The organism is Gordonia aurantiaca (assembly GCF_039939235.1).
Lineage (GTDB): Bacteria > Actinomycetota > Actinomycetes > Mycobacteriales > Mycobacteriaceae > Gordonia.
Genome location: NZ_JBDUUF010000013.1, coordinates 46,431 through 70,149, shown reverse-complemented (window position 1 = coordinate 70,149; position 23,719 = coordinate 46,431). Strand labels below are relative to the sequence as shown.

Annotated in this window: 20 protein-coding genes, 1 tRNA gene and 1 pseudogene; 9 read left to right on the top strand and 13 right to left on the bottom strand. The window is 69.2% G+C overall.

The genetic code is table 11. The features are described 5' to 3' along the window. The first annotated feature begins 129 nt into the window (after positions 1–129). Genes rpmB through rpsR form a run of 4 tightly spaced genes read left to right on the top strand, consistent with a single transcriptional unit; the run spans position 130 to position 1,106 of the window. Complete coding sequence (gene rpmB, locus ABFT43_RS20410; RefSeq protein WP_347962126.1) at positions 130–366, top strand: 50S ribosomal protein L28; 237 nt, start codon at positions 130–132, stop codon at positions 364–366. Next, positions 366–530: a 50S ribosomal protein L33 gene (gene rpmG, locus ABFT43_RS20405; RefSeq protein WP_347962105.1), complete on the top strand. Its 165-nt coding sequence runs from the start codon at positions 366–368 to the stop codon at positions 528–530. Before rpmB ends, rpmG begins: the two co-directional genes overlap by 1 nt. Next, entirely contained in the window at positions 530–835 is a 306-nt protein-coding gene (gene rpsN, locus ABFT43_RS20400) for a 30S ribosomal protein S14 (protein ID WP_347962104.1), read from the top strand. Before rpmG ends, rpsN begins: the two co-directional genes overlap by 1 nt. Before the next feature lie 16 nt (positions 836–851). Then, positions 852–1,106, top strand: coding sequence for a 30S ribosomal protein S18 (gene rpsR, locus ABFT43_RS20395; protein ID WP_347962103.1), 255 nt, complete (start codon positions 852–854; stop codon positions 1,104–1,106). 74 nt (positions 1,107–1,180) lie between these two features. Here rpsR and ABFT43_RS20390 read toward each other — a convergent pair whose 3' ends face one another. The 3 genes from ABFT43_RS20390 to ABFT43_RS20380 form a co-directional block, all read right to left on the bottom strand. Next, positions 1,181–6,664 (bottom strand): ATP-binding protein, encoded by a 5,484-nt coding sequence (locus tag ABFT43_RS20390; protein WP_347962102.1) that lies wholly within the window; start codon positions 6,662–6,664, stop codon positions 1,181–1,183. Positions 6,665–6,976: 312 nt separating this feature from the next. Continuing rightward, positions 6,977–7,537 carry a DUF4190 domain-containing protein gene (locus ABFT43_RS20385; RefSeq protein WP_347962101.1) on the bottom strand — a complete coding sequence of 187 codons (561 nt, stop codon included), beginning with the start codon at positions 7,535–7,537 and terminating at the stop codon, positions 6,977–6,979. Between the two features lie 728 nt (positions 7,538–8,265). Next, complete coding sequence (locus tag ABFT43_RS20380) at positions 8,266–8,445, bottom strand: hypothetical protein (RefSeq protein WP_347962100.1); 180 nt, start codon at positions 8,443–8,445, stop codon at positions 8,266–8,268. Between the two features lie 136 nt (positions 8,446–8,581). Here ABFT43_RS20380 and ABFT43_RS20375 point away from each other — a divergent pair, with 136 nt between their 5' ends. Then, positions 8,582–9,103 (top strand): peptidylprolyl isomerase, encoded by a 522-nt coding sequence (locus ABFT43_RS20375; RefSeq protein WP_347962099.1) that lies wholly within the window; start codon positions 8,582–8,584, stop codon positions 9,101–9,103. A gap of 170 nt (positions 9,104–9,273) precedes the next feature. Further along, a complete protein-coding gene (locus ABFT43_RS20370; RefSeq protein ID WP_457590198.1) occupies positions 9,274–10,020 on the top strand; it encodes a rhomboid family intramembrane serine protease in 747 nt (248 codons plus the stop codon). 146 nt (positions 10,021–10,166) lie between these two features. Here ABFT43_RS20370 and ABFT43_RS20365 read toward each other — a convergent pair whose 3' ends face one another. After that, positions 10,167–10,640, bottom strand: coding sequence for a PH domain-containing protein (locus ABFT43_RS20365; RefSeq protein ID WP_347962097.1), 474 nt, complete (start codon positions 10,638–10,640; stop codon positions 10,167–10,169). Between the two features lie 119 nt (positions 10,641–10,759). Continuing rightward, a complete protein-coding gene (crgA, locus tag ABFT43_RS20360; RefSeq protein WP_347962096.1) occupies positions 10,760–11,050 on the bottom strand; it encodes a cell division protein CrgA in 291 nt (96 codons plus the stop codon). 161 nt (positions 11,051–11,211) lie between these two features. Between crgA and ABFT43_RS20355 the strand changes: the two genes are divergently transcribed. Beyond that, the gene (locus ABFT43_RS20355; protein ID WP_347962095.1) at positions 11,212–11,871 is read left to right on the top strand and encodes an aminodeoxychorismate/anthranilate synthase component II; all 660 of its coding nucleotides are present in this window, start codon (positions 11,212–11,214) and stop codon (positions 11,869–11,871) included. A gap of 3 nt (positions 11,872–11,874) precedes the next feature. Here the strand turns inward: ABFT43_RS20355 and pknB are convergent, their stop codons facing one another. The 7 genes from pknB to ABFT43_RS20320 all read right to left on the bottom strand — a co-directional run bounded on the left by pknB (position 11,875) and on the right by ABFT43_RS20320 (position 21,668). After that, entirely contained in the window at positions 11,875–13,824 is a 1,950-nt protein-coding gene (gene pknB, locus ABFT43_RS20350) for a Stk1 family PASTA domain-containing Ser/Thr kinase (protein WP_347962094.1), read from the bottom strand. 71 nt (positions 13,825–13,895) lie between these two features. Continuing rightward, positions 13,896–15,266, bottom strand: a complete 1,371-nt coding sequence (locus tag ABFT43_RS20345; RefSeq protein ID WP_347962093.1) for a protein kinase domain-containing protein — start codon at positions 15,264–15,266, stop codon at positions 13,896–13,898. Then, complete coding sequence (locus tag ABFT43_RS20340) at positions 15,263–16,762, bottom strand: peptidoglycan D,D-transpeptidase FtsI family protein (RefSeq protein ID WP_347962092.1); 1,500 nt, start codon at positions 16,760–16,762, stop codon at positions 15,263–15,265. The genes ABFT43_RS20345 and ABFT43_RS20340 overlap by 4 nt, the downstream gene beginning before the upstream one ends. Beyond that, positions 16,759–18,189 carry an FtsW/RodA/SpoVE family cell cycle protein gene (locus ABFT43_RS20335; RefSeq protein ID WP_347962091.1) on the bottom strand — a complete coding sequence of 477 codons (1,431 nt, stop codon included), beginning with the start codon at positions 18,187–18,189 and terminating at the stop codon, positions 16,759–16,761. Before ABFT43_RS20335 ends, ABFT43_RS20340 begins: the two co-directional genes overlap by 4 nt. Continuing rightward, entirely contained in the window at positions 18,186–19,679 is a 1,494-nt protein-coding gene (locus tag ABFT43_RS20330) for a PP2C family protein-serine/threonine phosphatase (protein ID WP_347962090.1), read from the bottom strand. The genes ABFT43_RS20335 and ABFT43_RS20330 overlap by 4 nt, the downstream gene beginning before the upstream one ends. After that, positions 19,676–20,137 (bottom strand): FHA domain-containing protein FhaB/FipA, encoded by a 462-nt coding sequence (locus tag ABFT43_RS20325; protein WP_347962089.1) that lies wholly within the window; start codon positions 20,135–20,137, stop codon positions 19,676–19,678. The genes ABFT43_RS20330 and ABFT43_RS20325 overlap by 4 nt, the downstream gene beginning before the upstream one ends. A 265-nt stretch (positions 20,138–20,402) precedes the next feature. After that, on the bottom strand, positions 20,403–21,668 hold the full coding sequence (locus tag ABFT43_RS20320) for a DUF3662 and FHA domain-containing protein (protein WP_347962088.1): 1,266 nt from the start codon (positions 21,666–21,668) through the stop codon (positions 20,403–20,405). Positions 21,669–21,952: 284 nt separating this feature from the next. Here ABFT43_RS20320 and ABFT43_RS20315 point away from each other — a divergent pair. Further along, a tRNA-Leu gene (locus tag ABFT43_RS20315) sits at positions 21,953–22,035 on the top strand. 182 nt (positions 22,036–22,217) lie between these two features. Here the strand turns inward: ABFT43_RS20315 and ABFT43_RS20310 are convergent. After that, on the bottom strand, positions 22,218–22,706 hold the full coding sequence (locus ABFT43_RS20310; protein ID WP_347962087.1) for an FBP domain-containing protein: 489 nt from the start codon (positions 22,704–22,706) through the stop codon (positions 22,218–22,220). 230 nt (positions 22,707–22,936) lie between these two features. Between ABFT43_RS20310 and ABFT43_RS20305 the strand changes: the two are divergent. Then, positions 22,937–23,690 (top strand): annotated as a pseudogene (locus tag ABFT43_RS20305) (DUF72 domain-containing protein). The last annotated feature ends 29 nt before the right edge of the window (positions 23,691–23,719 follow it).

Sequence of the window (23,719 nt, the reverse complement as noted above, 5' to 3'; positions counted from 1 at the left end):
CGCCCGTCTGCGGTGTGCTGATCGACCACGTCCCGCCTCCTGCCTATTGGTAATCATTTCCATTTAGATGCGGTCGACGGTACCGTGGCCGCGGAATTGATGCCAATCATTGTCAACAAGGAGGAGCGAATGTCCCGCCGCTGCCAGGTCACCGGCCGACAACCACGGTTCGGCAAGCAGGTCTCGCACTCCCACCGGCGAACGTCGCGCCGCTGGGACCCGAACATCCAGCGGAAGCGGTACTTCCTGCCGAGCGAGGGGCGATATGTCACGCTCCGCGTGAGTGCGAAGGGGATCGCGACGATCGACGCGCACGGCATCGAATCGGTCGTACGGAAGATGCGCACACGAGGGGAGAAGATCTGATGGGCCGCAACGAGATCCGACCCATCGTCAAGCTGCGGTCGACGGCCGGCACCGGGTACACGTACGTCACGCGTAAGAACCGCCGCACCGACCTCGACCGCATGGTGCTCCGCAAGTACGACCCGATCGCGCGGGCCCATGTCGAATTCACGGAGGACCGCTGATGGCGAAGAAGTCCAAGATCGTCCGCAACGAGCAGCGCCGGCAGGTGGTGGCCCGTCATGCACACGTCCGCGCCGAGCTGAAGCGGATCATCGCCGCACCGTCGTCGACCGGAGAGGAGCGGGCCGAGGCCAGGCGTCGTCTTCACGCCCTTCCGCGGGACGCGAGCCCGACCCGCCTGCGCAACCGCGACGCCGTCGACGGCCGCCCGCGTGGATACATCGGCAAGGCCGGTCTGTCGCGCGTGCGGTTCCGCGAACTCGCGCATCCCGGTGAACTGCCCGGCATCCACAAGTCCAGTTGGTGACGACAGGAGAGGCCTCATGACCCGAAGGACACGACGCGACGGCGAGCGTCCCGCTCCACGCAAGAACCAACTGACCGCGCTCGGCGTGCACGCCGACGGACGCAACCCGGTCGACTACAAGGACGTCGCTCTGCTCCGGCAGTTCCTGTCCGACAAGGGACGCATCCGCAGCCGGCGGCTCACCGGCCTGACCCCGCAACAGCAGCGGCAGGTCGCCACCGCCATCCGCAACGCCCGGGAGATGGCGTTGCTCCCGTACGGTTCCCGCTGACGTCGGCGGCCACGGCCGGAAACGACGATCGCCACCTCCGACCAGGTCGGAGGTGGCGATCGTGCTTGTGAGAACTACGAGCTCACGGCATGCGACCGGGAACCCCAGGCGGGGGAGGTCTCGATCGCGCCGATGATCCGCGGACGCAGCTCGTCGGCGCGGATCACCGCGTCGACCGAACCGACCTCGACGGCGCGCTGGATGCTGTGCACCTTGTCGAACTCGGCGGCGATCTCACTGATCTTCTCCGCGCGCACCGACTGCCGGATGTCGGCCAGCTCGGCGTTCAGGCTGGAGCGGTCGGTGCCGGTGGACTCGGCGACACGCGCCTCGAGCTCGCGGACCCGCGGATCGGCGGCGACGCGCTTGGCGACCTCACCGGCGAACACGACCGCCGCGGCCGGCGCACCACCGAGGACCGAGGCGAACGAGCCCTCGATCGCCAGCACCGTCATGTTCGGGTTCAGCGCCTTGGAGAACACCACGAACGCACCGCCGTGGTAGCGAGAGATCACGCAGAACACGATCGGGCCGCGGAAATTGACGATCGCGCGGCCGATCTCGGCGCCGTACTCCAGCTGCAGCTTGCGCATCGACTCCGGCGAGCCGTCGAAGCCCGACAGGTTCGCCAGCACGACGAGCGGACGGTTGCCGCTGGCGACGTTGATCGCGCGGGCCGCCTTCTTCGACGACTGCGGGAACAGCGTGCCCGCGGTGTAGGTGTCCGGACCGTCCGTCGGCTTGTAGCCGCGACGCGTCACCTCACGCGACTCGATGCCCAGCATGCACACCGGGATGCCGCCGAGGTGGACGTCGCACACCACGGCGGTCTCCGCGTCGGCCATGCCCGCCCAGCGCTCGAGCACCGGGTGGTCCTGGTCGGCGACGGCGCGCATCACCGTGCGGATGTCGAAGGGCTTCTTGCGATCCGGGTTGTGCTCGGCCGAGAAGATCTGGCCCACCGTGGTGAAGTCGCTGCCGGCGAGCACGTGCGGATAGTCCGAGATGTCCCGGTCCGACGGGTCGGTGGTGACGGCGCGACGCGGCGTCGTCTCGCCCGGGGCGACGTAGGTGTGCTCGTAGTGCGACATCAGGACGTCGCGGGCGGCGCCGAGGTTCGGGGCCCAGTACTGCGCCTGACCGTTCGGACCCATGACGCGGTCGTAGCCGCCGATGCCGAAGTTGTCCTCGGCCGACACGCCACCGGAGAAGTCCAGCGACTGCTTGCCGGTGAGGACCATCGCCGAATCCGGGGTCATCACCAGGATGCCCTTGGTGTGCATGAGCATCGTCGCCTCGGCGTTCCAGTACGGCTGCGCACCGACGTTGATGCCCGCGACGACGATGTTGATCTCGCCGCCGGCCTGCGTGTACTCGACGACGCGCTTGAGCGCGCGGGCCACCCAGTCCATGTTCTCGGTGCCGGAGTCCATCGAGATCCGGGCGCCGGACGACAGCGCGTACCACTCGAGCGGGACCTGCATCTGCTCGGCGAGGTCGAGGGCCGCGATGACCCGGCTGCATTCCGGTTCCGACAGCGCGCCCAGCGACTTCGTCGGATCGCCGAGCAGCACGACGCGGGTGATGCCCTCGGGGAACTTCTCGGTCGGGGTGGTGACCACGCCGGCGACGATGCCCGCGGTGTTGTGGCCCTTGGGCCGGTCGACCGGGACCAGGCGGTGTTCGGCGTCGAGGTCGTATTCGGTGAAGTCACCGATGATCTCGGCCAGTTCGTACGGGTACACGTTGCCGCGGGCGGCTGCGCGCTTGACCTTCTGGCGGTATTCGTCGATCGGCTCGATCGGGTCGTTGGTCGGCTCGCCGACCCTGACGTCGAACTCGCCGGTGGCGTTGAGCGAGAAGTGGATCGACACCTTCGACAGCTCGCCGGTCGCCCGGTTGCGGCGACGAGCGATCACCTGCACCTCCTCGAGGCCGATGCCGCGGGTGACGCCCTGGATGTGATCGGAGATCATGTCCAGGATCGCCGGGTCGTCGTCGATCGGCGGCCACACGTACAGGACGATCCGGTTGGCGCTCGACGGGCGGGCCGCGCCGCGCTGTGCGCGCCGGATCGAGTCCGCGCACGAGGCGAGCGCGGTCTCGGCCGTGGGCAGGGTCAGCAGGCGGCCGCCCTGCTCGCGGACCGCGGTGAGGTCGCGCACCTGGGCGAAGGCGATGAGTCGCACGTCGGACGGGTTCTCCCGGGCGACGCAACGGAACAGGTACACCTCTTCGTCGTCCGCGGACGGCAGGCGGGTGAGGTCGAACTTCCGCAGGCGCTCCATGCGCATGCGCTGCGCGATGTGCGGGTGCAGGCCGCGGATGAGGCGTTCCTCGACCATGCCGGTCGACGACGGCCGGAACGTGACGTGATGGTGCATCCGGGCGTCGCCACGTCCCGCGACCGTGATGGTCACACGATGGACCTGCGGGGGAAGCGCAGCGTTGGAGACGATCTCGTGCAGCGTGCCGGCGAGCTCGTCGAAGTCGGCGGGCTGCTGCTCCCAGCTCAGGTAGATGTCGGAGTCGACGGCCGGGGTGCCCTGGGCCAGCTCGCCGAGCCCGCTCAGCGCCGCGGGCAACCCCTCGAATCCGACCGCCGCCGACGCGAGGCTGCTGCCGTCGCGGTCGGCCACGACGAAGGTCGTGGCGCCGGCGTCGACGTTGCGGATGCCCGACAGGCCCTTGTTGCCGTAGTAGCGGCGGGTGAGCACCTCGAGCATGACGCGGTTGTCGGCGATGCCGCGCTCGATGCGCTGACCGAGCAGCCGGACCAGCGGCTCGGTGCTGCGCACGAGGTTGTCGATGCGTTCGCCACGATCGGCCGCGTCGGGGTTCTCGTCGAGGTAGCGCAGCTGCTTGCGGACGTTGCTGTAGACGCGCGCACGGTCGCGCAGGAGCGTCGGCTGGCCGTACCAGGCGTACACGACGCCGCGGGCGAGGTCGGCGATCGCGGGGTAGCGCATCTGGGTGGCCGCGATGAGGCGGTCCAGAGCCGGGCCCACGTCGTCGCGCAGTTCGTCGCGCGGGGTCGGTTCCTGCAGCCACTCGCGCAGCAGCGTGGTGATGACGGTGACCGCGCCCGATGGGTTCTGCAGGGCCAGGAAGATGCGGAAGACCGCGGCCTCGAGTTCGGGCGTGCGCTCGAGGTCGGTGACCCCGTAGTGGCGCAACGCCCGTAGCAGCTGGTCGTGGAACGACTCCGGCAGGCCGTCGCGCTCCACGTCGAGGCTCTGCAGGTAGGTGTGGAAGTTCTCGCGCGCACTGTGGACGTGCTCGACGCCGAGCTCGTCGCTCGACGGCCGGTTCTGGCTGAGCTCGGCGATGTCGGCGAAGACGGTGATCAGCTCGAGCTCGTCGGCGAGGGGACGCCGGCCGCTGGCGATGGCCTCGCGGCGGACGGCGAGGTACTCGTCGAGCAGGCGGGTGCCCTCGTTCGGGTCGACGTCGTAGCCGAGGAGCTGGCTGCGCAGATCCTCCTGGCTCCGGGTGGTGCGGTCGTGGGTCTCGACCTCGGGCTCGGCGGGCAGCTCGAGTTCGACGCCGGCGATCTCCTCGGTCGCCTCGTCGGCGTCGTCGTCGGCCAGCGGCTCGAGGCGCAGCAGCGTCGCGCCGGTCTCGACCTGGGTGCCGACCGACACCGCGCACTCCTTGAGGCGCGAACGCACCGGGGCGCGCAGCACGGTCTCCATCTTCATCGACTCGAGCACCAGGACCGGGGCGCCGGCCTCGACCTCGTCGCCGACCTGCAGCGGTGTGGCGACGACCAGCGCGGGCGCGGGCGAGCGGACCACGCCGCCCTCGTCACGGCTGACGCGGTGGGTGATGCCGTCGACGTCGACGAGATGGACCGGGCCGTGGGTGTCGGTGACCAGACGGAACCGCTCGCGATTGACGACCAGCTGCGCGGCGTGGTCGTCGAAACGCTCCAACTCGACGTCGGCGGTCAGGGTGTCGGCGCCGGCCTCGATGGCGACGCGGAAGCGGTGGGCGCCGATGCGGGCGACCCGCACGCGGTAGGACGCGCCGCGCAGCTTCAGGTCGAGCGGGCGGCCGCTCTCGTGCTGGACCTGCGGGCGGCCGCCGGACGCGGTCGACATCAGCCGCTGCTGCTCGACCTGCTCCTGCTCCTCGTAGGCGTCGATCGCCGCCGCGGTCAGCGCGATGGCCGAGTGCTGGTTGGTGACCAGGCCGCCCTCGGCGCGGACGCGGTCGATCCAGCCGGTGTCGGCGCTGCCGTCGATGACCTCGGGCTGGTCGAGCAGTTCGAGGACGAAGCTCTTGTTGGTGGCGCCGCCGGCGATGATGACGCGGGTCTCGCGCATCGCGCGACGCAGCCGGCCGAGTGCCTCGTCGCGGTTGCGGCCGTAGGCGATGATCTTGGCGATCATCGAGTCGAAGTCGGCGGGGATCGTGTCGCCCTCGCTGACGCCGGTGTCGACCCGGATGCCCGGGCCGGCGGGCAGCTCGAGCAGGTTGATGCGTCCGGGCGCGGGCGCGAAGTCGCGGTCGGGATCCTCGGCGTTGAGGCGGGCCTCGATGGCGTGCCCGCGCTCGACGGGCGGCTCGCCCTCGAGCCTGTTGCCCGCGGCGACGTGCAGCTGGGCGCGTACCAGGTCGAAGCCGGTGGTCACCTCGGTGATCGGGTGCTCCACCTGCAGTCGGGTGTTGACCTCCAGGAAGGCGAACAGCTTCTCGCCCGGGTGGTAGAGGAACTCGACGGTCGCGGCGCCGCGGTAGCCCACGGCCACGGCGAGCCGCTCGGCCGAGGCCTTGAGGTCGGCGACCTGGTCGGGTGCGAGGACCGGCGACGCCGACTCCTCGACGACCTTCTGGTTGCGGCGCTGCACCGAGCAGTCGCGGACGCCGAGGGCCCAGGCGGTGCCCTGGCCGTCGGCGATGACCTGGACCTCGACGTGGCGGGCACCGGTGACCAGGCGCTCGAGGAAGACCACGCCGCTGCCGAAGGCGCGGGCGGCCTCGTCGCGGGTGCGGTCGAAGGCGTCGCGCAGCTCGTCGTCGCTGGTGATGACGCGGATGCCGCGACCACCGCCGCCGGCGGTCGCCTTCAGCATCAGCGGGTAGCCGATCTGCTCGGCGGCCGCCAGCGCGTCGTCGATGGTCTCCACCTCGCCGCGGCTCCACGGGGCGACGGGCACGCCGACCTCCTCGGCGATCAGCTTGGCGCCGATCTTGTCGCCGAGCTTGCGCATCGCTTCCGGCGACGGGCCGACGAAGGTGACGCCGATGCGCTCGCAGAGCTCGGCGAACGCCGGATCCTCGGCGACGAAGCCCCAGCCGACCCACGCCGCGTCGGCGCCGGTCTCCAGGAGGGCACGCTCGAGCGCCTTCAGGTTCAGGTACGGACGCGACGCCGCGGGTCCCAGGTCGTAGGCGACGTCGGCCTCGCGCACGAAGGTGGCGGCGGCGTCGACATCGGTGTGCAGGGCGATGACCTCGATCTGCTGCCCCGTCTCGGCGGACAGGCCCCTGACGGCGTGGATGAGGCGCATGGCGGCCTCGCCACGATTGACGATGGCGATTCGGGAGAACATCACCGGCTCCTTCGGTTCGTCGTGCCGACGGTGTTTTCGGCACACGCGAGGTGGTTCAACAGATCGATAGTTGCGGACCGACGCCATTACGCGCGAGTACGGTCGCGACACGACGACCTGGGGCCGCCAGGTCCCCGGGGACCGGTCCGGTACCGAACCCGCAGGAAGACGACCCTTTTCCGTGTTGCAGATCTTCCTACCGAATCGGCGCGGATTCGGTGGGCGATTCGGGGTCGTTTCGGTGCGGATCGATGATTCGCGGGTGGTTGCGCACCCTCGATGGCGGGCATCGACCTGTCGGATTTGCGCAGATCAGGCGATGAACAGGATCCAGCCGTAGACCAGCAACCCGAAGACCAGGACGATCAGATAGAACCAGCCGAGCCAGATCGCGACGTCGGCGAAGGGCCTCCCGCTCTCACGGTTCCGACGGATCTCGGTGCGTGCCCGGTATCCCAAAAACAAGCCGATGAAGAAGGTGATGCCCAGCGCGGAGAGCACGAGCGCCCACACCGCGGTGCGATTGAGGCGCGGAACGCCTCGACGCTGGGAAGCCACGTTGTCCTCCGGTTCGTCCTCGGTGGTCGGATCGATCGCAGAGTACGCCTGCGAGACGGGAGCGAAGACCGTACGGTCCTCGGATGATCCGGGCGTGTCGTCGTGCGGCGGCTGCACCGGCTTCTCGACGAGCACGGTGCTCGCCGCGTCCGGTCGCTGCGGGGTGTCGGTCGCGCCGGCGTCGTTCTCGGGAGTGCCGGGGCGCTGGTCGAGGCGCGTCGGCTCGTCGCCGAGGGCATCGGGACGCGATTTCGCCGGCGGGACGCCCGGTCGTCCGCCCGGCGGGCCGGGACGCGGCGGGCCGCCCACCCGCATCGCCGGCCCGCCGGGCGGAGGGCCACCCGTGCCCGGTCGGCCCTGCGGCGCACCGGATGGCCCCGGTTGCTGTGGATTGCCCTGTGGTGGAAAGCTTTTCGGTTCCTGTGGACGCATGCCGGGCGGTGGGGGACGATGTCCGGCCGGAGGACGGCCGGAGGGTCCGGGACCCTGTGGTCCGGGACCGGGCCGAGGGGGTCCTGCAGGACCCGGAGGTGTACCCGGCACGCCGGGGCCCGGGCGCGGACGCGGACCGCTGGAGTGCGCGCCGGGCGGCCGGGGTGAGCCAGACGCGGGGCCCGGGCCGGGCGCGGGTCGGGGGCCGGACTGTGCGGGGCCCTGCCGAGGAGGCCGGGGAACACCGGACGGGGGACCGGGCGGGACGTTCCCGCCTGGTCCCTGACGCCCGGCGTCGGACGGACCGTGGCCCGTGGGTGCGGTGATGGGTGCGCTCGGAATCCGCTCCCACGGTGCCGTGCTTCCCGAACTCGGGCCGGCGGATCTGCTCGTCTCCCGGGAGGTCGGGTCGGGTCTGCTCGACGCCGGGCCGTCGGATCCCCGGATGGCGTCCGGGCCCGACGAGGGCGGCATCGACCATGACTCGTGCGCCCGGTCCGTGCCACCACCGGATCCGGTGGGCGGTGTCGTCGGGCGCTCGTCGTCTGAGGTCACGTGTCCAAATTACCCGCGCGGTCCGCGGGTGCCGGGATCGACCGTCGCCGGTTGCGTCACGAGGCCTGTGTCTCGGCGCGCTCGGCGAGGGCCTTGCTCACCTCTTCGACACGGGGAACGGTCGGGGAGACCGGCGGCGGCTCCGTGCGCGTCCGGCGCAGGACCAGGACGCCCACACCGGCGGCGACCGACGCTGCGAGCAGCGACAGCGCGGCGATCAGGTACTTCTTCGGCATGGCGTCAAGAGTGCCAGCCCGCCGATGGCGATGCCACCTCGCCCCCGCGTCGTCGGGAGCCCTGCACCCGACGCGTTTGCGCACCTGAGAACGACGTCCGGGTCAGCGGGAGGGCCACAAGTGGTTGGATGGAGGGGTGACCACACAGAAATCTTCCGCAGTCATCCGCACCAACCGCGGCGACATCAAGGTCGAGCTGTTCCCGAACCATGCCCCGAAGACCGTCGACAACTTCGTCGGCCTCGCCGAGGGCACCAAGGAGTACAGCCGTCCGAACGCCTCCGGCGGCAACTCCGGCCCGTTCTACGACGGCTCGGTGTTCCACCGCGTCATCGCCGGCTTCATGATCCAGGGCGGCGATCCCACCGGCACCGGCATGGGCGGCCCCGGCTACCAGTTCGCCGACGAGTTCCACCCGGAACTGCAGTTCGACCGTCCGTACCTGCTGGCCATGGCCAACGCGGGACCGGGCACCAACGGCTCGCAGTTCTTCATCACCGTCGGACCGACCCCGCACCTCAACCGTCGCCACACGATCTTCGGTGAGGTCACGGATCCGGCGTCGCAGCAGGTCGTCGACGCGATCGCGAACACCGCGACCGACCGTCAGGACCGTCCGCTCGACGCGGTCGTGATCGAGAAGATCGAGGTCAACTGAACCTCCCGGAACACACCGCCGGTCACCCGGCGGTGTGCTACCGGCATCCCGATCGCCCCACCGGACTGGCATGCAGCCGGTGCGGGCGACCGGCATGTCCGGAGTGTCTGCGACCGGCGTCCGTCGGCCAGCACTGTCTCGACTGCCTGGGTCGGGACAGTGCCCGACGGATGCCGGATTTCGGCGATCGCGGGATCCGGCGCATGGCCACCACGCGGCTGGCGCCGACCAAGCCGTACGTCACCTACGGCCTCATCGCGGTCAACGTGCTCATCTTCCTGCTGTGCGCCGCCCAGAGCGGTTTCGGTGACCCCGGCGCCGCGGCGATCTTCAGCGAGGGTGATCTCCTCAAGAGCGATGTGGCGCAGGGCGAGTACTGGCGTCTGCTGACGGCCGGATTCCTGCACTTCTCCGTGATGCACGTCGCGGTGAACATGCTCTCGCTCTACATCCTCGGCCGCGATCTCGAACTGGCGCTCGGGATGTTCCGCTACCTCGCGATCTATCTCATCGCGCTGCTCGGCGGGAGTGCCGCGGTCATGCTCTTCGAGAACGACCGCGCCGTCACCGCCGGAGCCTCCGGCGCCATCTACGGCCTGATGGGCGCGATGCTCGTCATCATCCTCAAGGCGCGGGTCTCGCCCGTGCCGGTCCTGACGATCATCGCGTTCAACGTGGTGCTGTCGTTCTCGCTGCCGGGCATCTCGGTCCTGGGCCATCTCGGCGGACTGGCCTTCGGCGCGGCGGCAACCGCCGCCGTGGTCTATCTCCCCGGCATCGTCCTGCCGCAGGGCGGCCGAACGCCCGAGTCCGTGAGCCGGGTCGGATGGATCGCGCTGGCCGCCCTGTTCTTCCTCGCGATCGCGCTCGGTGTGGCCGGCGGCGTCGCGTACGACGGGCCCATCTACATCCGCTGAGGCCCCGCCTCCGCCCAGGTGGCCCTTCGGCCGTCCCGCCGCCCACAACGGCGGCGGGTTCCCGGCGCCCCTCGTCTGTCGGTGCCGTTCTTGTCGGTGCCGTTCTTGTCGGTGCCGTCTGACACCCTGCGGGCATGAGCCCGGAGCTATCGGTCGTCGTCGACGCGGAACCCGGCCGCGCGGAGGTCGTCGACCACCGAGAGCAGGTCGGTTCCCAGATCCCATCGACTGAAGACCAGCAGGCGCGCGTCATCACGCGCGGCGCCCTCGTCGAGCACGTCGATCTCCAACTGGCCCGTGCGGCGGCCGATGCGCCGCATCGTCAGCAACCGGATGCGCTCCACATGGTCGGGCGTGTAGGTCCGGCGTCCCGTGAGGGTGCGGACGGTGAGGGTGGGTGGAGTGCCTGCGGTCACCGCCAACCGGGGACGGACCGCGAGCGTGTGGACGCCGAGCGCGAGCAACAGGACACCGGCGATGCCCATGAGAACCGAGCCCGCCGGATCGTTGGCCACGAGGACCGCGGCGCCGGCCAGGACCACGCCGCCGATGCAGCCGGCGACCCCCGCCGGCACGGGGGTCGCCCACTCGTGTGTGGAGGAATTCCCAAAGTTATCCACAGAAGTTACTCACAGTGGGGACAACTTACACACATGTTATTTCCACAGTGTGGATAACTTACACACATGTGTTTTCCCTGGTCAAGGCTTCCTGTGGATAAATCTGGGGGTAAAGGATCTCAACGCCACCGCATGGTCATCAACAGGCCGGCGACCATCAGCGCGAAGCCGATGAGGAAATTCCACGAGTTGAGTTCGGCCATCCAGTGCAGGACCTGACCCTCGCCGCCGTAGGTGGTCGGAGTGGCCGCGAGGTAGTAGACGACGAGCCATGCGAGCCCGAGCAGCATGAGGCCGAGCATCACGCCCACGTAGATGGAGCTCGACGGGCCGGTGCTGACCTTGACCGGGGTCCGGCTCGCCGGGTTGATCGTGTAGTCGGTCTTCTTCCGGACTTTTGACTTCGGCATGACATCCTCTGTTGTGCTGTACCGCCGTGGGCGGTCGTGCGTTCCGGGTGCTGTGACATGGGATGTCGACGAGCGGCCCGGGTGTGGAAAACACTCGACTTCTACGGTATCTCACCAGGTCGCCGACGGGCGTACCCGCTTTCGGCGGTAGCCTTGCGTGCGTGAGCCGCATTCTCGTCATCGACAACTACGACAGCTTCGTCTACAACCTGGTCCAGTACCTGGGCCAGCTCGGTGTCGAGGCCGTCGTGTGGCGCAATGACGATTCCCGTCTGCAGCCCTTCGACTCCGGGCATCTGCGCGAGGCCGTCGCCGGTTTCGACGGCGTGCTGCTCAGCCCCGGACCGGGCACCCCGCAGCGGGCCGGCGCCACGATGCCGATGGTCGAGGTGGCCGCTTCCGAAAAGCTGCCGTTGCTCGGCGTCTGCCTGGGACATCAGGCGATCGGCGCGGCGTTCGGCGGGACCGTCGACCGCGCCCCGGAACTCCTGCACGGCAAGACCTCGCTGGTCTTCCACGAGGACAAGGGCGTGCTGGCCGGTCTCCCGGATCCGTTCGTGGCGACGCGCTACCACTCGTTGACCGTGTTGCCCGAGACCATCCCCGACGAACTCGTCGTCACCGGCCGCACCGAGTCGGGCATCGTCATGGCGATGATGCACCGCGAGCTGCCGATCCACGGTGTGCAGTTCCACCCCGAGAGCGTGCTGACCCAGGGCGGTCACCGCATGCTGGCGAACTGGCTCGAGGTGTGCGGCATCGGGGTCGACGAGGCGCGGGTGGCCGCCCTCGAGGCGGAGATGGCCAGCGCGGTCGGCTAGTACTCAGTTCGGCAGCAGGCTCGCCTGGCCGACGATGATCGTGATCGCGCCGCTCTTGCGCGCCTTGGCCCCCGCCGGCGGTTCCTGACCCACGACCTTGCCGTTGTCCGGGCTGTTGAGCGGGACGTTGCGGCTCTGACGGGTCAGCGTCGACCGTTCCCAGCCGGCCGCCTCGAGCGCGGCCTGCGCCTCGGCGGGCGTCTTGCCGCGCAGGTTCGGCACGGTGAACATGTTGCCGCGCGACACCGAGATCTGGACCGGGCTGCCCTGCTCGGCCGTCGACCCCGGTCCCGGCGAGGTCGAGATGACCTCACCGGCCGGCCGGTCGGAGTCGACCGCGACCACGTCGACGACGAGCCCCAATTCCTCGAGGATCGTGCGGGCCCGGTCCTCGGTCATGCCGACGACGTCGCGGACCGTGACCTCCTTCGGCCCGTTGCCCACGTTCAGCACCACGGCGCCGTTGACCGGGACCTCGGTGCCGATCTTCGGTGCCGTCGACACGACCTTGTCCTTCATGTCGGCGGTGGAGTCCACCCGTGCGGTCTTGACGTTGGTGAAACCGAGCACCTTGAGCTGGTCGAGCGCCTCCGACGGCGTCTTGCCGACGAGGTCACTGGGCAGGCGTTGCCGGGGTGGCCCGGTGGAGATGTAGAGCGCCACCTCGGATCCCTCGGCGGCCAGCACGCCCTCGCCGGGCGTCGATCTGGTGGCGAGACCCGGTTTCATGTCGAGGCTGGGTTCCTCCAGGACGCGTACCTCGAACCCGGCGCGCTCCAGTGCGGCCTGCGCGTCCTCGGAGGTGAGACCCGCGACCGCGGGCACGGTCACCTGGGAGTCGGTCCCCCCGCCCCACGGCGACCACACCAGCAGCGCGGCCACGAGCAGCAGGACCGCGGCGACCGCCCCGACCATCAGCTTGCGGGAGCGTCGCCGGATGGGCAGATCGTCACCGTCGGCGTCGTAGGTGTCGTCGCGGCGGTGGTTTCCGCCGGTCCGCAGCGGGATGGCGCGGCGGGGTCCGGTGATCTCCGACAGCGACGGGCGGCGCGGCCCGGTGTCGATGAGCTCGGTACGTTCCTCGTCGGTGAGCAGCATCGGCGCAGACGGCTTGCCGCCGGCGAGCACCTTGATCAGATCGGCCCGCAGGTCGGCGGCCGACTGATACCGGTTGTCCTTGTTCTTGCTCATCGCCTTGAGCACGATCGAGTCGAGCTCGCGCGGGACGTCGGGGTTGACGTGCGACGGCCACGGCGGGTCCTCGTGCACGTGCTGGTGGGCGACGGCCACCGGCGAGTCACCGGTGAACGGCGGTTCGCCCGTGAGCAACTCGAACAACACGCAGCCCATCGAGTAGATGTCGCTGCGCGGATCGACCTTGATGCCGCGCGCCTGCTCCGGCGACAGGTATTGCGCGGTGCCCATGACCGCCGAGGTCTGGGTCATCGTCGACGTCGAGTCACTCATCGCGCGCGCGATGCCGAAGTCCATCACCTTCACCGCGCCGGACTTGTCGATCATGACGTTCGCCGGCTTCATGTCGCGGTGGACGATGCCGTTGCGGTGGGAGAAGTCCATCGCGGCCGCGACGTCGGCCATCCAGGTCATCGCCTGGCGGGTCGCGATCGGACCGTTGGAGCGCAGGATGTCGCGCAGCGTGTCGCCGTCGACGTACTCCATGACGATGAACGGCAGCGGGCCGTCGTCGGTCTCCGCCTCACCGGTGTCGAAGACCTGCACGATCGTCGGGTGGTTCAGCTTCGCCGCGTTCTGCGCCTCCCGGCGGAACCGGAGATAGAACGACGGGTCGCGGGCCAGGTCGGCACGGAGCACCTTGATCGCCACATCGCGGTGCAGCAGGAGATCCCGGGCGTAGTGCACCTCGGACATGCCACCGAAACCCAGCGTTTCACCGAGTTCGTAGCGGTCGGAGAGGAGGTGTGGTGTGGTCATCTGCCTCGGGGGTCAGCCTGTCACATCGACAGGAACGCTGCTCGCTGATGCGGGATCGGCATGGGTCTGATCTAACACAACGGGAACGGCACCCCGGGGAAACACGGCGTTCCGGTCGCGGCGCCGGTGTCCGTGGTCTCCTCGGTGGTCGTCTGTGTCGGCGGTTCGGTCGTGGTGCTCGTCGTCTCCTCGGAGGTGGTCGTCGTCCTCTCGGTCGTGGTCCGGGTGGGACGACGCGTCGTGGTGGTCTCGTCCGGCTCCTCGGTCGGCGCCACCGTCGTGGTGAACGTCTGGGTGATCGTCGACGAGGTCGACGGCGCGGGCGGCGCGGGGTCGCCGCCACCGCTGTCGAGCAGGTAGAAGCCGATGAGGCCGATCGCTCCGACGAGCAGTGCGGCGGCGACACCGGCGAGCACCTTCTGACCCGTCGTCCAGCTGTCGTCGGGCGGTGGCGGGAGCGGGGTGCGGCCGGTCGGGCGCGGGGTGACCGGCCGGGAGGCGCTCGCGGGCGCGGTCGCCGGACGTGTGGCGACACCCGCGCCGAGCGCAGCCCCGCCCGCGGCGCCCGCGACGGCGGCACCGGCCGCGCCGGGACGCGGCGGACGGCGTCCGGCACGGACCGCGGCCACGGCGTCGGCGAACTCGCCGCCGTTGGCGTACCGGTGCCGCGGGTCCTTTGCCATCGTGATCTCGATGAGCTCACGCACGTTGGCCGGCAGATTCGACGGCAGCGGCGGCGGGGCCTCGCGGATGTGTTTCATCGCCACGGTGATCGCGCCGTCGCCGAGGAACGGGCGGCGCCCGGTGAGCGCCTCGTAGCCGACGACGCCGAGCGAGTACACGTCCGACGCGGCGGTCGCCTCGTCGCCGGTGGCCTGCTCGGGCGAGATGTACTGGGCGGTGCCCATCACCATGCCGGTCTTGGTGACCGGTGCCGAGTCGACCGCCTTGGCGATGCCGAAGTCGGTGATCTTCACCTGGCCGGTCGGTGTGATCAGGATGTTGCCCGGCTTGACGTCGCGGTGGACCAGGCCCTGGCTGTGGGCGGCCTGCAGCGCGCGACCGGTCTGCTCGAGCATGTCGAGCGTGTTGGTCAGCGAGAGGCGGCCGAGGCGGGCGATCACCGAGTTCAGCGGCTCGCCGTCGACCAACTCCATCACCAGGTAGGCGAGCGGGTCGCCGCCGTTGTAGTCCGGGGTCTCGCCGTAGTCGAAGACATTGGCGATGCCGGGGTTGTTCAGCTTCGCGGTGGTCTGCGCCTCGGCGCGGAACCGCGCGATGAACTCCGGGTCGTTGGTGTATTCGGCCTTGAGCACCTTGACCGCGACCCGGCGGTTCAGCCGGGTGTCGAGCGCCTCCCACACCTGACCCATGCCGCCGGTCGCGATCAGGCGGATGAGCCGGTACCGATCACCGATGGTGGTGCCGTTCTGCAGGGTCATCGACTGCCACCTCCCACCAGTGAGTTGATCACTTCACGCCCGATCGGGGCGGCCACGGTGCCGCCGACGGAATCCGCACCGAACTGCCCATTCTCCACCACCACGGCGACCGCGATCTGCGCGTTCGACGACGGACCGAACGCGATGTACCAGGCGTACGGGGTATCCGTGCTCGAACCGCTCTCGGCGGTGCCGGTCTTCGACGCGATGGACACGGGTCCGCCGGCGCCGGCGGTGGCGCGTTCGGACTCGATCATCATCTGGGTCAGCTCGGCCGCCTGTTCCGGGGTGATCGGTTTGTTGGCCGTGGTCGGCGGGGTGGTCTGCAACGTGCGCAGATCCGCCGACTGAAGCTTATCCACCAGGTACGGCTGCATACGCACACCTCCGTTGGCGACCGTCGCCGCGATCATCGCGTTCTGCAACGGGGTGACGCGCACGTCACGCTGTCCGATCGACGCCTGCGCCAGGACATCGAGCGACGGGATGGGACCCACGGTCGAGTCGGCGACGGGTATCGGGATGTCGGGACCGGGCTGGTCGAGTCCGAACAGGCTCGCGGTCTCGGTGAACTTGGCGATCGAGTCGGACATCTTCTCGGTCACCAGCTCGGCGAAGGCGGTGTTGCACGAGTACTTGAACGCGGTCTCGAGCGACACGGTTCCGCCGGACGATCCAGGGCAGGTCTCGCCGCCGTAGTTCGGCAGCGACACGTTGGTGCCGGGAAGCGGGAACGACGGCGCGGCGGTGAGCCGGATGCCGGGGGTGATGTTGTCGCGCAGCGCCGCCGCCGAGGTGACCACCTTGAACGTCGATCCCGGGGGGTACAGCTGGTTGATGGCGCGGTTGAGCATCGGCTGGGCGGTGTCACCCGGTCGGTTCCACGCCTCCCAGGCGTTCTCCCGGACCTCCTGGTCGTGGCTGGCCAGCTTGTTCGGGTCGTAGCTCGGCGTCGACACCATTGCCAGGATCTTGCCGGTGTTGGGCTGCAGGGCGACGACGGCGCCACGGCAGGGTCCGTCGCACGGACCGTTCATCATCGCCCGGTAGGCGGCCATCTGCACCTTCGGGTTGATCGTGGTGACGACGTTGCCGCCGCGCGGGTCGCGGCCGGAGAACATGTCCATGAACCGCTGACCGAACAGCCGGTCGTCGGATCCGTTGAGGATGGCGTTCTCGTAGTGCTCGAGCTGGCTCGCCAGGTACTGGAACGAGTAGAAGCCGGTCACCGGCGCGAAGGCCTCGGCACCCTCGGCCGGGTACTGCCGCAGGAATTTCAGCCGGGTGTCGGTCGGCACCGACAGCGCGATCACCGTGCCGTCGGAGGTGGTGATCAGGCCGCGCTGGCGCGAGTACTCGTCGAGCAGCACCCTGTTGTTGCGCGGGTCGGTCTTGAGTGCGTCGGCCTTGAAGACCTGCACGTAGGTGGCGTTGGCCAGCAGCGCGACGATCATGATGATCACCGCCACCGACACGTTGCGGATCGGCTTGTTCATCGGCGCCTCACCACCTGGGTGGGCATCGCGTCGACCGGTTTGGCGGCCGGACGCTTCTTCACCGCATCGGGCTCGCGCGCGGCGTTGGAGATCCGGATCAGCAGTGCGACGAGGATGTAGTTCGCCAGCAGGGACGAACCGCCGTACGACAGGAACGGCGTGGTCAGGCCGGTCAGCGGGATCAGCTTGGTGACACCGCCGACGACGACGAAGACCTGCATCGCGATGGTGAACGCCAGCCCGGTGGCCAGCAGCTTGCCGAAGCTGTCACGGACCGCGATGCCGGTGCGCAGGCCGCGGTGGATGAACACCAGGTAGAGCAGCAGGATCGCGGTCAGCCCGGCGAGGCCGAGCTCCTCACCGATGGTCGAGATGATGAAGTCGGTGTTGGCGAACGGCACGATGTTGGGCCGGCCCGAACCGAGTCCGGTGCCGAACAGGCCGCCCGTGGCCAGCCCGAACAGGCTCTGCCCGATCTGGTAGCCCGAGCCGTCGAAGTCCTTGAACGGGTCGACCCACACCGACACGCGGGTCTGCAGGTGGGAGAAGATCGACCACGCGAGGACCGCGCCGATCGCGAACAGGCCGATGCCGAGCACCAGCCACTCCACGCGCGAGGTCGCGACGTACAGCATCGTCAGGATGGTCGCGAAGATCAGCAGCGAGGTGCCGAGGTCCTTCTGCACGATCATCACCAGGATCGCGATGCCCCACGCGGCCAGCAGCGGGCCGAGGTCGCGGGCGCGCGGCAGGTCGACACCCAGTACGTGCGGACCGGCGGTGATGAACAGGTCGCGCTTCGACACCAGGATCGCCGCGGCGAAGATGATGATCAGGATCTTCGAGAACTCGCTCGGCTGGATCGAGAAGATCGGCGTGATGATCCAGTTCTTCGAGCCGTTGATCTCCGAGAACCGGCCCGGCAGGATCGCCGGGATCGCGAGGAAGACCAGGCCGCCCAGGCCGAGGGTGTAGGCGTAGCGCGACAGGGTGCGGTGGTCGCGGATGAGGATCAGCACCGCAGAGAACGCGAAGATTCCGAGCGCCGCCCACAGCAGTTGCTGGTCGGCGTTGCGCGTGGCGTCGGTGGGCGTGATCGACTCACCGGTGTTGCCCGAGCCGAGGTCGAGGCGGTGGATCAGCACCAGGCCGAGTCCGTTGAGGACCGCCACGACGGGGAGCAGGATCGGGTCGGCGTGCGGCGCGTAGCGGCGGACCACCACATGGGCGACGCCGAACAGCGCGGAGTACGCGACCACGTACTTGAGGATGTCCCAGGACACGCTCTGATCCTGGGCGGCCTGCACGACGAGTAGCGCGACGGTGACCAGCCCGATGGCGAAACCCAGCAGGAGCAGCTCGGCGTTGCGGCCGGTACTCGTGGGCTGGCGTGGCTGGGCGTGTGGGGTGGGCGCTGCTTGGGTCATCTCACCTGCTGCCGGCAGCTGGTGCCGGAGTCCTCTGGCGGAGCGGGCTTGGCGGTGGGTCCGGCGCCAGGCGGGGCCACCGACTCGGAAGCGCCGCGCTGCGGGATGCCGGACGGGGAGGCGGGTGCCCGCGGGGCGGGCGTGGGGCTCGGGGCCGGGGGCGTCGGGCTCGCGGTGGCCGTCGGGGCGGGCGGTGTCGACGACGGGGAGTTGTCGCACTTGAAGGTGAGCTCCCGGGTGACGACACCCTCGATCTCCTCCGCGCTGCGGTCGCGGATCATCACGTCCTTCACCGACTGCGCCGGACCCGACACCAGGTCGTCGAGGTTGAGCGGGAACTCGCATTCCTCGCCGTATGGGATGAACGTGTAGGTCGGCTTCTCCTTGTCGAGATTCTCGACGCAGACCCGGGTGACGGGTTCGGACAGCGACAGCGAGAGCACCTCGGCCGGGGAGCCGCGGTAGATCAGGACGTCCCCGCCGGAGTCGGCGGCGACGTAGTAGTTGCTGCGCACGATCGCGCGCACCACGAACACGCCCGCGACGAGCGCGGCGATGACGGCCACGACCACGCCGGCGATCAGCCAGGGGCGCACCGGCGAACGGTGCTGCGGCACCGCCTCGGCGTCGCCGAGCACGGTCGGGTGTTGCGGCTCGACCGGTGGCGGACGCAGGGCGGCGGCCCGGCCGGCCGCGGTCGCGGGATCGGGGGTGTAGTGCTCCTCGTTGCCCCCGGCGGCTCCGCCGACGATCGGACGGGAGTCGCCGAACTCGGTGTCGACGACGTCGGCGAGCACGACGGTCACGTTGTCGGGGCCGCCGCCGCGGAGCGCGAGTTCGATGAGGCGGTCGGCGCATTCCTTCGGATCCGCGATCGATCCGAGGGTCTCGGCGATGGTCTCCTCGCTCACCACGTCGGACAGGCCGTCGCTGCACAGCAGGTATCGGTCGCCGGCGCGGGCCTCGCGCATGGTGAGGGTCGGCTCGACCTCGGTGCCGGTCAGGGCCCGCATGATCAACGACCGCTGTGGGTGCGTGTGTGCCTGTTCGGGGGTGATGCGTCCCTCGTCGACGAGGGTCTGGACGAAGGTGTCGTCGCGGGTGATCTGCGTGAGGACGCCGTCGCGGTACAGATATCCGCGTGAATCGCCGATGTGGCACAAGCCGATTCGGCTGCCGGCGAAGAGGATGGCGGTGAGCGTCGTGCCCATGCCGTCGAGCTCCGGCGATTCGGCCACCTGCGCGGCGATGGCCTCGTTGCCCGCGCGGGTGGCGCGGTCGAGTTGGCTGAGCAGGTCGCCACCCGGCTCGTCCTCGTCGAGTTCGGAGAGCGCGCGGATGACGAGCTGACTGGCGACCTCGCCCGCGGCGTGGCCACCCATCCCGTCGGCGAGCGCGAGCAGGCGCGGACCGGCGTAGAAGGAGTCCTCGTTGTTGGACCGGACGAGACCGCGGTCGCTGCGCGCGATATAGCGCAACACAAGTGTCACGGGCGCAACTCGATCACGGTCTTGCCGATTCGGATCGGCGTGTTCAACGGGACCTTGACCGCGGTCGTCACCTTGGACCTGTCGAGGTAGGTGCCGTTGGTGGAACCGAGGTCTTCGACGTACCAATCGTCACCGCGGCGCGACAGCCGCGCGTGCCGTTCGGAGGCGTAGTCGTCGGTGAGGACCAGGGTCGAGTCGTCGGCGCGCCCGATGAGGACGGGCTGTTGTCCGAGACTGATCCGGGTGTTGGCCAGTGCGCCGTGCGTGACCACCAGATACCGGGCCGTGCCGCGACCGGAGCCGCGGCGACGCTTGTCCGAACCTCCCGGGTACCGCGGTATGCGCAGCCCGCCGGCTGTCGCGATGTCGGCGCGCAACGTCCGGATGACGGCGAAGACGAACAGCCACAGCAACAGCAGGAACCCGATGCGGGTCAGTTGCAGAACCAAGCCCTGCATGTCGTGCGTTCACCTCCAGCTCCGTCACATCTCGGTCCGGTCCTCGGCCATCCGCCGGGCACCACGGCCGGTGCCGATCGAACCGGCGGACCCGAGTGCATCTTATGGGCAGTTCCGCCGAAGCCGGTCATTCACATATGACAGTTCAGTATCAACCGTCCGCCGACCCGACATCCGGACCAAGCGGACGGCGACCCGGCATCCGGGATGTTCTCGGCCACCGCCCGCGCCGGGGGAGCGGGCGTCACCTCGGTGGGGGTGGAGCCTACGAGAACCGGACGGTGATGTCCGAGTGACCGATGCGGATCCGGTCGCCGTCGGCGAGCTCCCAGGTGTTGACCTGGAGGTCGTTGACGGTGGTGCCGTTGGTCGAGTTCAGGTCGGTGAGCAGGGCGGTGGTGCCGTCCCAGCGGATCTCGACGTGGCGGCGCGAGACACCGGTGTCGGGCAGGCGGAACTGCGCGTCCTGGCCGCGGCCGATCACGTTCGACCCCTCGTGCAGCTGGAATGTGCGGTTGCTGCCGTCCTCGAGGTACAGGGTGATGGTCGTCGGCGCGTAGCCGGCGGCCGGGCGTCCGGCGCCGTAGCCCTGGTCGTAGCCGCCCTGGTAGTCGTAGCCGGCCGGCTGCTGACCGTAGCCCTGCTGGCCGTAGCCCTGGTCGTACCCGGGCTGGGGTGCGTAACCCTGGTCATAGCCCTGCTGGCCGTAACCCTGCTGGTAGTCGTAGCCCTGGTCGTAGCCGGGCTGCTGGCCGTAGCCCTGCTGCTCGTAGCCGGGCTGGGGTGCGTATCCCTGGCCGTAGCCCTGCTGGCCGTAGCCGGGCTGCTGGCCGTAGCCCTGGTCGTAGCCGCCCTGGTCGTAGCCGGGCTGCTGACCGTACTGGTCGTACCCCTGCTGGCCATAGCCCTGACCGTACTGGTCATATCCCTGCTGGTCATAGGCCTGCTGGTCGTAAGCCTGCTGATCGTAAGCCTGCTGATCGTAAGCGGGATCGGCGCCCCTGCGCTGGTCGTATCCGGGGTTCTGAGTCATGTTCGGGGCTCCTTGGTCTGGGTTGGCCTGGAGAGGTCTCGGGGCCGGTGGTCCGGCTGGATGGTGCGGGGCCTTCGGAGGCGGCGCGCCGTGTCCCGACGGCGCCGGCACCGGTCGGGGCCGCGCATCGGGGTTGACCGCGCCGCGGACGCGGAAGATCCCGGTGTGCAGGGATGGCGATTGTTCGAACTCTACGACCACCTGGCCGTAGGTCTGCCACCCGTTGTCCTTGATGAAGTGTTCCAGATGCTTGGAAAAGGTCTTGCGGTTCAGTTCGTATTCCGCGGCGATGTGCTCGTGATCGGTCGGACTCAACAGCAGGGTGTAGCTGTTGGCCGCGAGGATCGCGCCGTCGCCGAGGTTCTCCAGCGACTCCTCCGCCTCACGCTGCAGTCCTTGTTCGATCTCCTGTGGGGCGACCTGACCACCGAAGACTCGCGCGAAACCGTCGTCGACGGCTCCTTCGAGCTTGCGTTCGATCCGTTGCAGTATCCCCACCGAGACCTCCTTTCGCGGGCTGTTCGAGCGTGTCGCCGTGCATCTGGCCTTGTTTGATGATAGCGACAAGAACGGACAACTGTGCCACCGCGACAACTGGTTCACCGTGTGTAACACCTGCCCCAGGGTCGTGGCCAGTCACCGGCCGATCGACGGCACGGTTCGCGGTGGCCGAACCCCAGGTGGGGACCCTGGTTTTGAAGTCGTGGGGGAGTGCTGTTATCGTCGTCCAGGCGTTGGAGGAAAGCCTCCGACGAGATGCCCGCCGGGCGACCGGTGGCCACGGGCGAGTGGCGGAATGGCAGACGCGCTGGCTTCAGGTGCCAGTGTCCTTCGGGACGTGGGGGTTCAAGTCCCCCTTCGCCCACAGTCGAGCGCAAGCTCACAGAAGACCGGATCGCAGTCGCGATCCGGTTTTCTGCGTTCGATCCGGTCTGCGCTCGGCCGGTTCCGGCCGGGTGTGCGCTGTCATGGCATTCGGACACCAGCACGGGACCCGGTTGCTCGCACGCCCGCTCCCGGGCGCAAGCAACCGGATCGCGGCCGTCGCTACCGATCCAGCACCCGCCGCGCGAACCCGTCGAGGTGCAGTTGCAGTGACCGGATCCGTTGCTGCCGAACGGCCTCGGGGTCCGATCCGGCCATCTGGGCGGGCGGCTTCATCCGCACATTCGCCGAGCACGCGAAGTCCGAGCACACGAGGGTGCCCACGGTGTCGCCCTTGCGTCCGGCGGGCCCGGCGAGCTTGGCGCTGAAGAACGCGACGTCACTCGGCAGGAGCACGTCCTCGCAGAAGGAACACAGCTGGCGGTTGCGCGGCTGGCGACCGCCGAGCCGCAGCATGATGCCGACGAGGTCGTCGTCGACGGGGATCACCAGGTGGCCCGTCCGGGGCTGCTTGGGGTCGCGCCATCCGAGGAAATCGAGACGCTCCCAGTTCAATTCGTCGAAACCGACGGGGAGGGTCAGCGACTTGCGTTCGCGGAGTGTGGCGTTGACGAAGGACGCACGGATCTGCGCATCGGTCAGGGCATGCATGGGTGAGTACACCTCTGGTGTCGTAGGGGAGGAAGAGAGGGTGCGCGTCGACCGGCGCGGTCCGCGATGCGGTCACCCGCGCCTGTCGGGGCAGGGCACTCAAGCGTCGGCGCGCACGGCGCCGGCGACCTCCTCACGCCCGGTGGGCGACGACATATCCAGCGGCACGTCGACGATGGTCACCGAAGGCGTTGCGTCTGTCAACGACATATCTGCGTAGCATCGGCGAGGTGCTCCATATCGGCACCTCCGGCTGGCAGTACAAGGACTGGCGCGGCGCGTTCTATCCCGAGAAGCTGCCGCAGAAACAGTGGCTGCCCTTCTACGCCCGCCACTTCACCACGGCCGAGGTGAACAGCACCTTCTACCGCCTGCCCGACAAGTCGGTGTTCGAGACCTGGGCGGAGACCGTGCCGGCCGGCTTCCGGATGGCGGTGAAGATGAGCCGCCACCTCACCCACGTCAAGCGCCTGCGCGACCCGGCGGAACCGGTCGAGCGATTCCTGACCCGCGCCACCGGCCTGGGTGATCGTCTCGGCCCGGTCCTGATCCAGCTCCCGCCCGATCTGCCTGCGCGGACCGAGGACCTCGACGCGACACTCGGACTCTTCCCACCCCACGTTCGCGTCGCCGTCGAGCCCCGTCACGAGTCCTGGTGGACCGACGAGGTTCGGGAGGTCATGGCCCGGCACGACGCCGCGCTGTGCTGGGCCGACCGCCGCAGCCGCATCCTCACCCCGCTGTGGCGGACCGCCGACTTCGGCTACCTCCGCCTCCACGAGGGCACCGCGCGGCGACCGATGAGCTATGGCGCGCGCCCTCGAAACCTGGCTCGAACGGCTCACGGAGACCTTCGACGAGGACGCCGACGTCTACGTCTACTTCAACAACGATCCCGGGTGCGCCGCGGTCGACAACGCGACGACGATGATCGCCCGTGCCCGGGCCACCGGTATCACAGTGAGCCAGAACACGTCTCATTAATTGGTATCAGCGGTACCAATTTGTGTTTT